12 protein-coding genes are annotated in these 14,857 nt (G+C 47.5%); 11 read left to right on the plus strand and 1 reads right to left on the minus strand.

Translation table 11 applies throughout. The annotated features are described in order from the left end of the window. Positions 1 to 254 precede the first annotated feature (254 nt). Positions 255 to 617 carry a DUF3006 domain-containing protein gene (locus CEG13_RS02685; protein ID WP_100010211.1) on the plus strand — a complete coding sequence of 121 codons (363 nt, stop codon included), beginning with the start codon at positions 255 to 257 and terminating at the stop codon, positions 615 to 617. Positions 618 to 843: 226 nt separating this feature from the next. Continuing rightward, the gene (locus CEG13_RS02690) at positions 844 to 1,887 is read left to right on the plus strand and encodes a C45 family autoproteolytic acyltransferase/hydrolase (RefSeq protein ID WP_100010212.1); all 1,044 of its coding nucleotides are present in this window, start codon (positions 844 to 846) and stop codon (positions 1,885 to 1,887) included. Between the two features lie 58 nt (positions 1,888 to 1,945). On the opposite strand, the gene coaW is transcribed toward CEG13_RS02690, so the two are convergent. Next, positions 1,946 to 2,749 (minus strand): type II pantothenate kinase, encoded by an 804-nt coding sequence (gene coaW / locus CEG13_RS02695; RefSeq protein ID WP_158234635.1) that lies wholly within the window; start codon positions 2,747 to 2,749, stop codon positions 1,946 to 1,948. A 278-nt stretch (positions 2,750 to 3,027) separates the two neighbouring features. On the opposite strand from coaW, the gene CEG13_RS02700 reads away from it, so the two are divergent. From CEG13_RS02700 to mngB, 9 genes are all read left to right on the plus strand, one after another. Next, on the plus strand, positions 3,028 to 3,675 hold the full coding sequence (locus tag CEG13_RS02700) for a 5-bromo-4-chloroindolyl phosphate hydrolysis family protein (RefSeq protein ID WP_100010214.1): 648 nt from the start codon (positions 3,028 to 3,030) through the stop codon (positions 3,673 to 3,675). Continuing rightward, positions 3,672 to 4,844, plus strand: coding sequence for a toxic anion resistance protein (locus CEG13_RS02705; protein ID WP_100010215.1), 1,173 nt, complete (start codon positions 3,672 to 3,674; stop codon positions 4,842 to 4,844). The genes CEG13_RS02700 and CEG13_RS02705 overlap by 4 nt, the downstream gene beginning before the upstream one ends. A 373-nt stretch (positions 4,845 to 5,217) precedes the next feature. Then, on the plus strand, positions 5,218 to 5,379 hold the full coding sequence (locus tag CEG13_RS18665; protein ID WP_158234636.1) for a hypothetical protein: 162 nt from the start codon (positions 5,218 to 5,220) through the stop codon (positions 5,377 to 5,379). A 153-nt stretch (positions 5,380 to 5,532) separates the two neighbouring features. Then, complete coding sequence (locus tag CEG13_RS02710) at positions 5,533 to 6,282, plus strand: DeoR/GlpR family DNA-binding transcription regulator (protein ID WP_100010216.1); 750 nt, start codon at positions 5,533 to 5,535, stop codon at positions 6,280 to 6,282. Then, the gene (pfkB, locus tag CEG13_RS02715) at positions 6,279 to 7,193 is read left to right on the plus strand and encodes a 1-phosphofructokinase (RefSeq protein ID WP_100010217.1); all 915 of its coding nucleotides are present in this window, start codon (positions 6,279 to 6,281) and stop codon (positions 7,191 to 7,193) included. The genes CEG13_RS02710 and pfkB overlap by 4 nt, the downstream gene beginning before the upstream one ends. A 17-nt stretch (positions 7,194 to 7,210) precedes the next feature. Further along, positions 7,211 to 9,082: a PTS fructose transporter subunit IIABC gene (locus CEG13_RS02720; protein ID WP_100010218.1), complete on the plus strand. Its 1,872-nt coding sequence runs from the start codon at positions 7,211 to 7,213 to the stop codon at positions 9,080 to 9,082. A 320-nt stretch (positions 9,083 to 9,402) separates the two neighbouring features. After that, entirely contained in the window at positions 9,403 to 10,137 is a 735-nt protein-coding gene (locus CEG13_RS02725) for a MurR/RpiR family transcriptional regulator (RefSeq protein WP_100010219.1), read from the plus strand. A gap of 129 nt (positions 10,138 to 10,266) precedes the next feature. Next, positions 10,267 to 12,192 carry a PTS 2-O-a-mannosyl-D-glycerate transporter subunit IIABC gene (gene mngA / locus CEG13_RS02730; RefSeq protein ID WP_100010220.1) on the plus strand — a complete coding sequence of 642 codons (1,926 nt, stop codon included), beginning with the start codon at positions 10,267 to 10,269 and terminating at the stop codon, positions 12,190 to 12,192. 42 nt (positions 12,193 to 12,234) lie between these two features. Continuing rightward, a complete protein-coding gene (gene mngB, locus CEG13_RS02735) occupies positions 12,235 to 14,844 on the plus strand; it encodes a mannosylglycerate hydrolase (RefSeq protein ID WP_100010221.1) in 2,610 nt (869 codons plus the stop codon). Positions 14,845 to 14,857 lie beyond the last annotated feature (13 nt).

The following is a 14,857-nucleotide window of genomic DNA, read 5'->3' on the forward strand; positions in this document are numbered from 1 at the left end:
TCGCCTGTCTTCTCTAGTTTAAGCGTACCAAAAGCAACCATCAAAAGCTAGATTCATTTTGAGTCATAAGAATATTTATTTTAAAAAAGGGTGAAAAAGTATTTTGTGATGCTCCAGAGCAGCAGTTTTTCTATTTTCTTCCTGGTAAAAGTGCATTTTCCGGGGTGTCTGGGAGTTAGTTTTGCCATTTTGCCTATGTGCGCTATTTGCGAATTTTAGTGATAATGGAGAAAAACATGGCGAGGTGGAGATAGATGAGAAGCAGCAGAGAAAAAAAGTGGATGCTTTCATTAACGACAATGATAGCTGCGATGGTGTTTCTGACTGCAGCGGTGACCGGTTATGATGCTGAAAACGATGGGGCGGTGAAACAAGAGAAGATCATGGCAAAAGGAGTGCTGGAGCGTTTTGAAGCTGGGGAAGCGGTGATACTAATTGAGAGGTTTGGTGAGGAGGTTGTTATAGATAAAACCAACCTGCCAAAGGGGAGCAGGATCAATATGTGGTTTAACATGGAGAAAAATGATGGAGAATGGTCGGTCTTATCTATTGACCAGCAGATAACAAATGAAAAAGTGAATAGGATAAGGGAGCTAATGGAAGAGTTGGGGGAATGATGACATCACAGAGGTTTATCACTTTGTTTACCCTGTTACTCGTCAGGAGCTATCATGGCACAGCAATGGCTTAGATGGAGCTATGACTTCCTCACAAATCACCCTTTGCAACATGCAACGAATACCTGAAAAACGATGGTACCATCAATCCCCTATATTCTTATTGCTTTTTAAGTATATCGTATCGTACACTGACAATAGCGAAATCGACAGAGGAATGAAGTTGATGAAACAGTTTTACAGCGATGTCATTCAATACAGAGGAACCCACTATGATTTCGGTTATTTCCAAGGTGAACTGCTTAAACGTTCACCAATTTTGCCTAACCGGGAAAAACAGTGGGGACCAAAGAAAAACCGTCATTTTTTAATCAATCCGGAAGAATACAAAGACATCATGGCAACATTCGCACCGGCCATACTTGATGAAATCCGCGGACTTGCCGATGCCCTTCACATGGATATGGAAAAAGCATTTCGACGATTTGGCGGTTATTATTTGGAATTTACTCGGAGCGGCTGTTCTATTTTCACCGACAATGCATTCATGGTTAGGAATTACGATAGTCACCCAAGAGGATATGAAGGAAGGTACGTGTTATATGAGCCGACCGATCAGGGCTTTGCCGTTATCGGGCCTTCCATGCAAATTACCGGGCGGATTGACGGGATGAACGAAAAAGGACTTGTGATGGGGTATAACTTCACACATAGCAAAAAATCAGGGGACGGGTTTCTATGCAATATGATCGGTCGCATCATTTTGGAAACCTGTGCGAATGTAGATGAGGCGATTTCCCTGCTAAAAGAAATTCCACACAGACATTCGTTCAGCTATGTTCTTTTGGATGCTGCCGGTGAATCCTATGTCGTCGAAGCTTCACCAAGAGAAGTCGCGGCAAGAAGGTCGAATGTATGTACAAATCATTTTCATTTGCTGGAAGAAGAAAATCGCTACCGTCAGGAAGAAACCCGGCAAAGGGAAAAAACGATACAGGAACAACAGCAGCATGCAATCAACCCATATCAGGCTTTCAACGTCATGAATGACCCTGCCCACGACGTTTTTTCGGGAAAATATGACGCATCCGCCGGCACGATTCACACATCGATGTACTTTCCTGAAGAATTAAAAGCCTGGTTCGTCATCGGGCCCGCCCGCAAGCCGGTTATTTTCGACTTCAATAAGTGGCTCTCGGGCGAGAAAATAATGGTCAAGCGAATTAAAGGCGAACTCGAATATCATCGGCCTTTTGTCAATATGGAGTAGAGCAGGTGCCTGAGGCAGTGACAGTTTAGGAGTAAGGGCGAATTACCCTCACCCTGAATTAACCTTCCAGCAGCGCTCCAATCGCTCCCGCATAAGCGCCTTTCTCTAAAAATATCGGTTCATAAGGAAGCATCTCGCGAAAGCCGTTCAAAACGTCTCGAAGTGGCCTATTGCCATCCAACGTACTTCCCGCAAATACGATTTTTTCTACCTGTTGCTTCGCGGCGGCCTGGGAGGCAAGCAGCATAATTGTCTCCCCAATCATCCTTGCCAAGCTTGCCATGGAATCAGCGGAAGTAACTTCACGGTTATCAGCAGCCTTGCCAAAATTCGCAGCAGTCAACTCACCCAACAGCGGGGCTTCCTGTGCTTGATAAATATCTTTAACCAGCAGATCACCCTTTGCTGAGTCACCTTCCCCTGCAAGACGAACGAGTTTGCGAAAATCATCTTTTCCTGTCAGCAAAATCCCAAGCCCCATCCAGGTGCCGCCGCCAATGCCGCTGCCGAAAAGCCGATCCGATCTTTCACTGTTCACATGGAAAATCGAAGTCCCTGTGCCAATGCTGACAAGGATGAATTCATCTGGATAGGTGGCTTTCTCCTCATGCAGCAAATGTTTCGTCCCTTCCGCAATTGCTTGAAACTCGTCGATTTGCACTATTTTTTGTTGAAGATTTCCTTGCAGAGAAGCACTTCTCCCGCCCGTCAAGCAAAACCGTGCATCAGGCGTGAAGAGCTGCAGCCACTGCAAAATCTCCTCCTGTTTCTGATTGGAAAAAGTTTTAACATGCATGTGCCCATTCTCCTGATAAGCAACTTTCGTCAACGTACCCCCTGCATCGATACCGATTTTTCTCATTGTCGCAACCCCCATTTGGAAGATTTCTGATTCCGTTTAACTCAAATATACCGTAAATCAGTTTCCCTTGCATTTTTCCCGCTGAGCAAGTTCCCCGCGAGATTTACGGCAAAGATGTATAAAAATCTCCTCCAGCGTTCCTTTCTCTTGGTATTTGTCACAAACATAAGTAAAATGAAAGTGAAACCTTTTCCCTGTTTCATACGTACAACTAATTGTAGAAGGTTATTAAATGACAATATTTTTATATAAAGCAAATTGTACTGGAGGAGTACACCATGCGAGGATTTGTACAATTCCTGTTAAGTTCCAGTGCTGCCTCGATTGCTGCGGCGGGAGTCTGGCTTGTCAGCTTTGCCGCCTTGGAGGTAGGGTTTCTGCTTTCAAGCGTTTATGCGCTGCTTGGGGGCGGAGGATCCTATGTCTCCCTGAAAGGCATTATGCATTGGCGATTTTTGCGGCATGCGGGGCTTTCAAGACGGGAATATAAATATATTAAGCAAAACTTAAAAGAAGCACGGACAAAAATCGGCCGGCTGCAGAAAGCGTTCCTGCGTGTGCGGAGCATTCCGCAGGCGAAAGAGAACCTGGAAATTTGGCAGACGGTTCGGTCCATCTACCGAAATACCAAAAGAGAACCAAGGCGCTTTTATCAGGCTGAAGCATTTTTCTACAGTCATCTCGATTCTCTTGTGGAACTGGCGGAAAAACATGCCTATCTGGCATCACAGCCATCTCCATCGAAGGAGATGGTTGAATCGCTTACTGAAACAAGGCGAACGATCTCCGGGATGGGCGAAATGGTGCGAAAAGATTTACACATTATGCTGAATGATGACATGAATACGTTGCATATGGAAATGGATGTAGCCAAGCAATCCAAAGAGAGAAGACTTGGCAATAAGGACAGGAGGTTGCTGAAATGAAGGAAAATCAAGAGCAAAAACGTTCCGGGACACTGGATGATTTATTGGCAAACCCGTTTGGTGCGGAAGATACTGCCACGGCGGTAAAGCCCCGAGACATTCCCCAAGATGGGGACAAGCCACAGAAAATGTCCGACCGCCTGTCAGAGGAAGACAGAGGAAAAGCGCAACAGCTGGCCAAACAAATTGAGCCCGGAGACCGGCAAGCAATCACGGAGTACGGCACGCAGGCACAATCCCAGCTGACGGATTTTTCCCATAAGCTGCTGGACCACGTACAGAAAAAGGACACCGGGGAAATCGGCGATGTGCTGACAGATTTAATGAAGAAACTGGAGCAAGTGAACCCGGAAGAGTTGCAGCAGGAGAAACAGGGATTTTTACGCCGCATATTTGGCAAGGTTTCAGGTTCTGTCAATGAGATGCTGTCCCGCTATCAGAAAACCGGTGCACAAATTGACCGGATTCGTGTGCAGCTGGACCGGCACAGAAATGCGCTGACCATGGATAACGATATGCTTGATGATTTGTTCGACAAAAACAGGGATTATTTTGATGCTTTGACGATCTATATTGCTGCAGGGGAGATGAAGCTGGAGGAATTGGAAACGACCGTGATTCCTCAGCTGAAACAGAAGGCGGATAAAAGCGGCAGCCAGATGGATGTGCAGGAAGTGAATGACATGCTGCAGTTTGCCGACAGACTGGATAAGCGTACCCATGACTTGAAGCTGAGCAGGCAAATCACCATGCAAAGCGCACCGCAAATCCGGCTGATCCAGAATACCAACCAGGCATTGGTAGAAAAGATTCAATCCTCGGTGATGACCGCGATCCCGCTCTGGAAAAATCAAATCGCCACAGCGCTTACGTTGCTAAGGCAGCAGAAAGCGGTCGAGGCACAAAAACAGGTCTCAGATACGACAAATGAACTGCTGGAGAAAAACTCAGAAATGCTGAAAACGAATGCAATTGAAACAGCGAAGGAAAACGAGCGCGGCCTGGTGGATGTGGAAACCTTGAAGAAAACCCAGGGGGACCTGATAACAACGATTGAAGAAACCATCCGCATCCAATCAGAAGGCCGGGAAAAACGCCAGCAGGCCGAAAAAGAACTGACTGCGATGGAAGGCGAAATGAAACAGAAGCTGCTGGAGATGAGGAATTGAGTGAGTTGATAGAGGCTGGTTGTTGAGGGTAGCGTTTCCCTTTGCAGCCAGCTTTTTTTGGAGGGTTTTTGGAACTGGGTGGAGGGGGAGGGAGCGACTGTCCGCGAGACCGCTTCTCACGGACAAAACCAGCGGGAAAGAAGCTAGAAATGTCCGCGAGACCGTATCTCACGGACAAAACCCAGCGGGAAAGAGGCTCGAAATGTCCGCGAGATCGTGTCTCACGGACAAAACCAGTAGGATGAACGCCCGAAATGTCTACGAGAAGCCCAAATCGAGTTACCACCTCTCACTAACTACCCCAAAATGAATAAAACAACTCAAATATGAAATACTAGAATCCATCACTACAGCAAAAAAGGAGCACAAACCAATGACATGCAGCTATCGCATTACATACCAGACAGAAGACGGACTGGTAAAACAAACGACAGTGCAGGCAAAAACAAAGAAAGAAGCGGATGAACTGGCAGAGGAACAAGTCGCAGACGGCCATGTTCTATATGCCAAGGAAGCAAATTTTTATATGAATTAAGGGAGAGCTGGCGATCACTTTTGCGCCAGCTCTTTCTGCATTAGCACCTCCCTGAATCAGCATGTCCTCCCAACGTCACTTCTCGTCCGTGCAAATTTATGATTGTTTTTGATCGTTATTGATGGTAAACTAATGACTAAGGGAGGGATGCGTATGTTAACAGAAGAACGGCATGCCTACATTTTAGAACGGTTGAAAGCAGATGGTATTGTAAAATCACAGCAATTAATGGAAGCGCTGCATTGCTCAGAGGCAACCATCCGGCGTGATTTGCAGCAGTTGAGCCAGGAAGGTCTTCTCAAACGTATTCATGGCGGGGCGAAAAGAATCTACCAAGTGGATGAGGAACTCTCAAATATAGAGAAAACCGTCAAAAACGTGCAAGAAAAGACAACGATTGGAAAATTAGCATCCTCTCTCATCGGTGAACAAGATGTAATTTATCTGGACGCTGGCACCACAACCGCAGCTGTTATCCCTTTTCTGAAAGAGAAAAACATAACGGTGGTGACCAACGGAGTGCAGCATGCCTCGCTGCTTGCCGACCACCACATTCGCACCTATTTGCTCGGGGGAGAGATTAAGCACTCCACAAAGGCAATTATCGGGGCGGGCGCGCTGAGCGGACTGGCGAATTACCGGTTTGATAAAGTTTTTTTGGGGATGAACGGGATTGATCTGGAATTTGGCTGTACGACACCCGACTTGGAGGAAGCATCACTGAAAAAACTGGCACACCAGCAGTCTGCGCTCACCTATGTGCTGGCAGACCATACGAAATGGAACAAAGTGAATTTTACCAAGGTGTGCGACATCGATGAGGTAACCATCATCACTGATAGCAAGTACAGCAATCTTGACGTCTATAAGGAGAAAACAGACATTTTGGAGGCACAGCAATGATTTACACGATAACACTGAATCCTTCCATTGATTATGTCGTCCAAGTTAATCGACTTGAGCTTGGCAAATTGAACAAAATGGAAAATGAGCTGAAACTGCCGGGAGGAAAGGGCATCAATGTCTCACGCCTGCTCCAAGAGTTGGATTATGAGACAACAGCGCTTGGATTTTTGGGCGGCTTTACGGGGAATTTTATTGCCACCCGCCTGCAAGCAGATGGCATTCCGGCTGATTTTATTCCGGTGGAAGCAGACAGCCGTATTAATCTCAAGCTGAAATCCGAGCAGGAAACCGAGATTAACGGGCGCGGTCCGGAGATTTCTTCGAAAGAATCAGAGCAGTTGCTTAGGCAGTTGGAGACCATCACCGCACAGGATATTGTCATTCTATCCGGAAGCAAACCGCCTTCTCTGCCAACTGATTTCTACCAGCGATTAGTTGATACAATCACAAGCGAGGGTGCGGAATTTGTGATTGACACGACAGGGGCAGCTCTCAAGGCGGCACTTCCTGAGCAGCCACTGCTCGTAAAACCTAACCTGGAAGAACTGGCGGAACTGTATGATGTTAATATGCATCAAAAAGAGGACGCCCTGCCATATGGAAAAAAACTGCTGGAGGCGGGCGCGAAGAATGTGATTGTGTCTATGGCAGGCGAGGGGGCACTGTTATTTACCCAGGACGGAATTTTCCACGGCATGCCGCCTAAAGGGAAAGTGAAAAATTCGGTTGGTGCCGGAGATTCCATGATCGCCGGCTTTATCGGGAAATACACAAAAACGCAGGACGTACAGCAGGCCTTTCAGATGGGAATCGCTTCAGGAAGTGCCACGGCTTTTTCCGATGATTTAGCGAAAAAGGACAACATTCTCGCACTGCTTAATCAAATAGAAATCACACGTTTAGCGTAAGGAGTAGGAGGATAACGATGAAAATAGTTGATTTACTGCGCAAAGATGTCATGATCATGGATCTGAAGGCGACGGAGAAGGAACCTGCGATTGATGAAATGATTCAGAGCCTGACAAATAATTCTGTTGTAGAAGATGCGGAGACGTTTCGCGCGGCGATCATGCAGCGTGAAGAGCAGACATCCACCGGGCTTGGCGATGGGATTGCTATGCCTCATGCAAAAACCGAAGCGGTCAAGCGTCCGACCGTCTTGTTTGCCAGAAGTGAAAAGGGTGTGGACTTTGCCTCACTGGACGGCCAGCCGTCCTATTTATTTTTCATGATTGCCGTGCCAGAGGGTGCCAATGATACGCATCTGCAAACATTGGCGGCAATCTCCCGGCTGCTGGTGGACGCAGAATTTGTCGGTCAGTTAAAGCAGGCCAAGACGCCGGAAGAGGTACAGGCACTTTTTGCCGGAGAGGAAGAAGAGAGCCAATCGGAGGATAGGAAGTCCCCGGAAGCCTCCGGAAACGAAAAGCAGGCATTTGTGGTGGCTGTAACTGCCTGTCCTACCGGGATTGCCCACACCTATATGGCAGAAGACGCGCTCAAGAAAGCGGCAAGTGAGATGAATGTTCAGATCCGCGTCGAGACAAATGGATCCGATGGGGCAAAAAATCGTCTTACCGAAGAAGAAATCAAACAGGCAAACGGTGTCATCATCGCCGCTGATAAAAATGTGGAAATGGCGCGCTTTGATGGCAAACAAGTGCTGGAACGCCCGGTCAGTGAGGGAATTAATAAACCGAAAGAACTGATTGGAAAAATTTTGCAGCAAGAAGCAGCTGTGTATCAGGCTGAGGGTGGCGAAAGCAGCGGCTCCAGTGATGCAGGAAATTCCGCTTCTGTATGGGGCAAAATCTACAAGGATCTGATGAACGGGATTTCGCATATGCTGCCATTTGTTGTGGGCGGCGGGATTCTTATGGCGATTTCCTTCCTGTTTGAAAGTGTGCTGGGAAGTGAAAGTGAACTGTTTGTTTTCCTGAATACCATCGGTAGCAATGCGTTCAGCTTCCTGATTCCGATTCTTGCTGGGTTTATCGCCATGAGTATCGGTGACAGGCCGGGACTCATGCCTGGTATTGTCGGCGGTCTGATTGCGGTCAACAGCAATGCCGGTTTTATTGGCGGACTGGTTGCCGGTTTCCTTGCAGGTTATCTGATTGTTTGGTTGAAGAAAATGTTCCGTAATCTGCCGAAATCATTAGAAGGATTAAAGCCGATTTTGATTTATCCGGTTCTTGGCCTTTTACTTACCGGGATTCTGATGTATTACCTGATCGGTCCATTCTTTGCCGTGATTAATACGTCGATGCTCGGGTTTCTGGAAAATCTCGGCACAGCCAATGCCGTCATCTTAGGCGCTTTGCTTGGCGGCATGATGGCTATAGATATGGGTGGCCCATTCAACAAAGCAGCCTACACGTTTTCGATCGGTATTTTTACCGACACCGGGGACGGCAGCCTGATGGCGGCGGTAATGGCTGGCGGGATGGTCCCGCCACTGGCAATTGCACTGGCAGCCACGTTGTTTAAAAATAAATTTAATGAGAATGAACGCAAATCAGGGATGACCAACTATGTAATGGGGGCTTCCTTCATCACAGAGGGCGCTATTCCTTTTGCGGCAGCCGATCCGCTGCGCATCATCGGTTCTTCTGTGCTCGGAGCGGCCATCGCCGGCGGACTGACCCAGCTATGGAGTAGCTCCATTCCAGCACCACATGGCGGGATCTTTGTCATTCCGCTGGCAGATAATGCCCTGTTCTTCCTGCTCGCACTGGCAGTCGGTACCGTTATCACGGCTATTGTGCTTGGTTTGTGGAGGAAGCCGGTGAAATAGCATTATCGAATATCAGCATCAGCCTGGGGGTTGGTGCTGTTTTTATTTTCTGCAGAGCGGCGGGTTGTCGAGTTTTGTCGACTATGAGCTATTGCTGAAGTTATAGCATGAAGCGCTGAAGTCTTCCCTCTAGCAGCCGAAGTTTTATACAGTTGCGCTGAAGATACAGTGCTGGCCGATGAAGTTTCTGTGTCAACCGCTGAATTCCATCCTAACGTATTCGACCACCCCCGCAGCTCAATGTACCGACTCCCATCCACCACCAACACGAGAGAAAATCCAAAAAAACTTTGCTATAATAAAAGAGGGTGAATTAATCTATGCGGATGGAAGAACGAGCACGTAAATATGAATATAAATTAAATGATACTGATGACCAGATTATTGAGTTCATTCTCGAACATAAACAGGATGTTCAGAAGATGTCGATACAGCATCTCGCTGACCAGCTGTACACAGTCCCAAACACTATTATGCGGCTTTCAAGAAAGTTAGGGTATGACGGTTTTTCCCATCTGAAAAGCAGTCTGAAGGATGAGCAGAGTGAACAAAGCCAGGTGCAGAATAGTTCTTATTTTTACATTCAAAAAACTTTCGACCTGATGGATGAAGAGATCATTCTAACGGTGTGCCGGTGGATGGAGGAAGCCAGGCATGTACTGTTTTACGGCGTTGGGGATAACAGTGACGTGTGCAAGTTGATGGTGCGGAATTTGCGGGTGGTCAGCAAGGGTTCGGATTATTTTTCCCATCGCCATGAAATTTTGCATGCAGTCGAGGAAATGGGAGAGAAGGATGTTCTGTTTCTGATCAGTCTCTCCGGCAAAACCCCGCAGGTGCTGGAGATTGCCGAGCGGGCACATGCGAGAGGTATCCGAATTGTTTCCTTAACCCATTTTCAAAAGAATCCACTGCAGCAGTTGGCTTCACTCCCGCTGTACTGCTACTCACCGAAGAAGGAGCTAAATGGATACAATATTACCGATCACACTCCGGTAATGATTGTGCTGCAGGCATTGTCCCAGTATTACTGGGATCATATAGGCTCGATGTGAATAAATACACATGAAAACGCTATAAAAATAAAATTCTGTTTAAAAATAAGAAGAAACGCTCTTCTTATTTTTTTTCTGTTAATCTTGAAATATGAAATGAAAACACTTACAAGAAAAGGGGGACCCCTCATGCAATTACAATCACTTACCTCACCTGCATTAGTCAGTACTGGAAATGAATACGCTTCAAAAGAGGAGGCAATTCGCCATTTGGCAAGCCAGCTGAATGAGGCAGGAAAGCTTGATTCAGAGGCGGATTTCCTTGATGCGGTATGGGAGCGGGAGAAACTTTCACCGACCGGGTTCGAAGGTGGGCTCGCCATCCCCCATGGGAAATCGAAAGCAGTTAAGGAAGCAACGTTTGCTGTTGCAACACTGAAAACCCCGCTTGCAGACTGGGAAAGCGTGGATCCGGAGAACCGGGTGGAGTTGATTTTCCTCTTGGCGATTCCCGACAGTGAAGCGGGAAACACGCATTTGGATCTGTTAGCCGAACTGGTAACCAGATTGACCAATGAATCCTATAAAGATAGGCTCCTTCAGGCAAAAGATAGCGAGGAGCTGTATCAGCAGCTGGATCATATGGAGGCTGCTCCTGAGAAAACTCAAGCAGCATCTGATAAAACAATACTTGCGGTGACGGCATGCCCAGCCGGAATTGCCCACACGTACATGGCGGCAGAGGAACTGATCAAAGCTGGAAATGCAATGGGTGTGGAAGTGCTGGTAGAGAAACAGGGTTCCAATGGGATTGAGGACCGACACTCCGCTGCACAGCTGAAGAATGCGGATGCTGTGATTTTCGCCAATGATGTAGCGATTAAAGATGAAGCACGCTACAAGCATTTGCCAAAAATTAAAACGGCGGTAGCTGCACCGTTAAGAAACGCGGAAAAACTGCTGAAAGAAGCATTGGAAAAAGCGGAATCCCAGCCTAAGCAGGACTATCAGCCGGCGGAGGAATCCGAGGAAAATGGTTTTTCCGATGATGGCAAAAAATCATTTAAAACAGAAATCAAAGACTCCGTGCTTACCGGGATTTCCTATATGATTCCGATTATTATCGCCGGCGGGATGACACTGGCCGTCGCGACATTTATTTCACAAGGATTCGGACTGCAGGAACTGTATGACACAGAAGGATCCTGGTTATGGCTCTTGCGTCAGCTTGGCGGCGGACTGCTAGGCCAGATCATGGTACCGGTGCTTGCCGCGTACATGGCCTATTCAATTGCCGATAAACCGGGACTTGGGCCAGGTTTTGCAGCCGGACTTGCTGCCAACTTGATCGGTAGTGGATTCCTCGGCGGGATGCTTGGAGGTATTCTGGCCGGGTATTTCCTGCGATTCTTGAAAGAAAAAGTAAAGCCAAAAGGCACATTCGCCGGGTTTGTCAGCTTCTGGGTATATCCGGTAGTCGGCACATTAGTTGTCGGCTCACTGATGCTGTTTGTCGTAGGGGAACCCCTTGTCTGGATCAACGAATCCCTGATTCAGTGGCTTGACAGCTTATCCGGGGCCAATGCGCTGATTCTTGGTGCAATCATTGGTGCAATGGTTTCCTTTGATTTAGGCGGTCCAGTTAATAAAGCGGCATATGCCTTCTGTATCGGGGCAATGGCCAATGGGAATTTTGTTCCATATGCAGCATTTGCTTCAGTGAAAATGGTATCTGCTTTCTCCGTAACAGGGGCAACCATTTTTGCAAAGAACTATTTCAGCAAGCAGGAGCGGGAAGTCGGCAAGCAGACATGGATTCTCGGGCTTGCCGGGATCACAGAGGGTGCGATTCCGTTTATGGTCAATGATCCACTGCGGGTGATTCCTTCCCTGGTCGCAGGTTCTGCCGTAACAGGTGCGATTGTTGCCTACTTTGGCATCGGCCTGACGGTGCCGGGAGCGGGAATTTTCTCTCTGGCTTTATTGGAAGGACAGCCAGTCCTATTGGGAGCGAGTGTCTGGTTCAGTGCCGCCGTCATCGGCGCATTTATTTCCATGCTGCTTCTCATTGTCACACGCAAAAACAAATTAAAAAAACAGCAAGCGGCATCGTAAGCTATAGTGATAAACAACCGATGCCGGGAATGGAGGGACAACATGAAGAAAGTACACCTGGTTCCGCATGTGCACTGGGATAGAGAATGGTACTTTTCCACCGAAGAATCCCGCATTCTATTGGTGAATAATATGGAAGAGATCATGGACATGCTGGAGAACAATCCGGATTATCCATATTATTTACTCGACGGACAGACGTCGATTCTGGAAGACTACTTTGCGGTGAAACCGGAAAACAGGGAGCGGGTCAAAAAGCTCGTCCAAGAAGGGAAGCTGATTATCGGCCCGTGGTATACGCAAACAGATGAGATGATTGTCGGCGGGGAGTCGATTGTGCGGAATCTGCTTTATGGACTGAAAGACAGCGAGGAATTCGGTGCACCGATGAAAATCGGATACCTGCCTGATTCTTTCGGGCAGTCCGCACAAATGCCACAGATTTTAAACGGCTTTGACATTAAGTATTCGATTTTCTGGCGCGGTACGTCTGAGCGGCATGGCACGGACCGGACGGAATTTTACTGGGAAAGCGAGGATGGTTCCAATGTTCTCGTTCAGTTGCTCCCGCTTGGCTATGCAATTGGAAAATATTTGCCGGAGGATGAAGAGGAACTTCAGAAACGAATGGACAAATATTTCACCGTACTTGACCGCGGAGCAACGAGCGATCATCTTCTCGTGCCAAATGGCCATGATCAGATGCCAATTCAGAAAAACATTTTTACGATTATGGAAAAGTTGCATAAGCTCTATCCGGACCGGGAGTTTTTCCTCAGTAACTATGATCAATTGTTTGCGGGATTGGAGAAAAACGAAGCACTGCCGACGATCCAGGGGGAATTTTTGGATGGCAAATACATGCGGGTCCACCGCAGCATCTACTCTTCCCGGATGGATATCAAGGCGGCCAACACGCGGATTGAAAATAAAATCACCAATATACTGGAGCCACTGGCGTCGACTGCCTATAGCCTGGGATTTGAATATCATCATGGCCTGATTGAATTAATTTGGAAAGAGATTATGAAAAACCACGCCCATGACAGTATCGGCAGCTGTTGCTCGGATAAGGTACACCGGGAAATTATGGGACGGTTTTTCCTGGCTGAGGAAAAAACTGATCAGCTAATTGAGTTTTATAAGCGGAAGATTACCGATGCAGTAGGTACCAGACGCGATGAGGACAGGCTGACGGCATTCAACTTGCTGCCATATGAGCGCAAGGAAGCTTTTACCACGACAGTGATCACCAAGCTTTCGTCGTTCACATTGCAAGATAGTCAGGGCAGGGAGATTCCGTTTGAAGTCATGAGCAAGGAAGAAATCGACCCCGGCCTGATTGATCGGCAAATCGTGCATTACGGCAACTATGATCCGTTTTTCCGCTATAGGATCCAGCTGGAGGACACACTGCCTGCCATGGGGTATCAGACGTATTACGTAACAGATGCCGAGAAGCCGATGGAAAATTCCTTTGCTGAGACAGACAAGGTGGAGACGGATTTTCACACCGTTACAGTGAACCCGAATGGTACACTGAAAATTGTCGACAAGGAACTGCAGGAAACTTTTGATCAGGTGCTTCTCCTGGAAAATGGCGGGGATGATGGCGATGAATATGATTATTCGCCGCTGCTTGACGAGGAAATCATCTACAGCAGTCACACCAAAGCGGAAGCGAAAATCTTGCAGAACGATTATGAAGCACAGCTGACGATCGATATGAAACTGGAGGTGCCAGAAGATTTAGCGAGCCGGAAAGCCAATAAGCGGGATGCTTTTGTTGATGTTAGCTGGCAGATCACGATTCCGAAACATAAGCGGATGATCAAAATTTGCGCCAACTTGAACAACCAGGCCAAGGATCATCGTCTGCGCACGCTGATTCCTGCCGGGATTGCTGCTGATTTTTCCCTTGCTGATAACCAGTTTGGCTCAATCAAACGGGCTGTTCGCGACCCGGCAATGGATGTCTGGGAAGAGGAAAAATGGAGCGAGCGGCCGGACGCGATCTATCCGATGCTCTCTTATGCAGGAATTTCAGACGATCATTGCGGTGTCAGTGTTCTGACCAACAGCACTCGCGAATTTGAGGTTATTGGTGAAAATTATGATACGATCGCGCTCACATTATTCCGCAGTGTTGGTGTACTTGGAAAAGAAGAACTCATCCGCCGGCCGGGCCGTCCATCAGGGATTAAGCTGCCAACGCCGGATTCACAGATGATCGGTAAATTATCGCTTAATTTTGCGATTGTTACCCATGATGGGGAAACCACTCCAACTGAGATTGCCCGAATGGCCAAGGAATATGCCACTCCGGTGGAAACGTACAACAAGATTCCGCATAATGCCATGAAGCTGAACCCATCCGGAATCGAATCGCCGGAACGCCATCAGCTACTGGAGGAAACGAGCAAATCGACAACCTTAAGCACACTGAAAAAGGCAGAGAACGAGGAGCGACTTGTGCTGAGAGTGTATAATGCAAATGAGCAAATTGTGAAAGGATCATTCCGCGTTTCTGAACGGGAGGAGCCGGTAATGGCAGCGAACCTTAATGAAAAACCACAGCAGCCTCTCGAAAGCAAAGACGGAGAGATTGCTTTTGACGTGGCGAGCAACCAGGTAAAAACATTATTGATCTAACCGGAAAAGAGAG

The sequence above is a fragment of the Lentibacillus sediminis genome, assembly GCF_002763455.1.
GTDB lineage: Bacteria > Bacillota > Bacilli > Bacillales > Amphibacillaceae > Lentibacillus_D > Lentibacillus_D sediminis_A.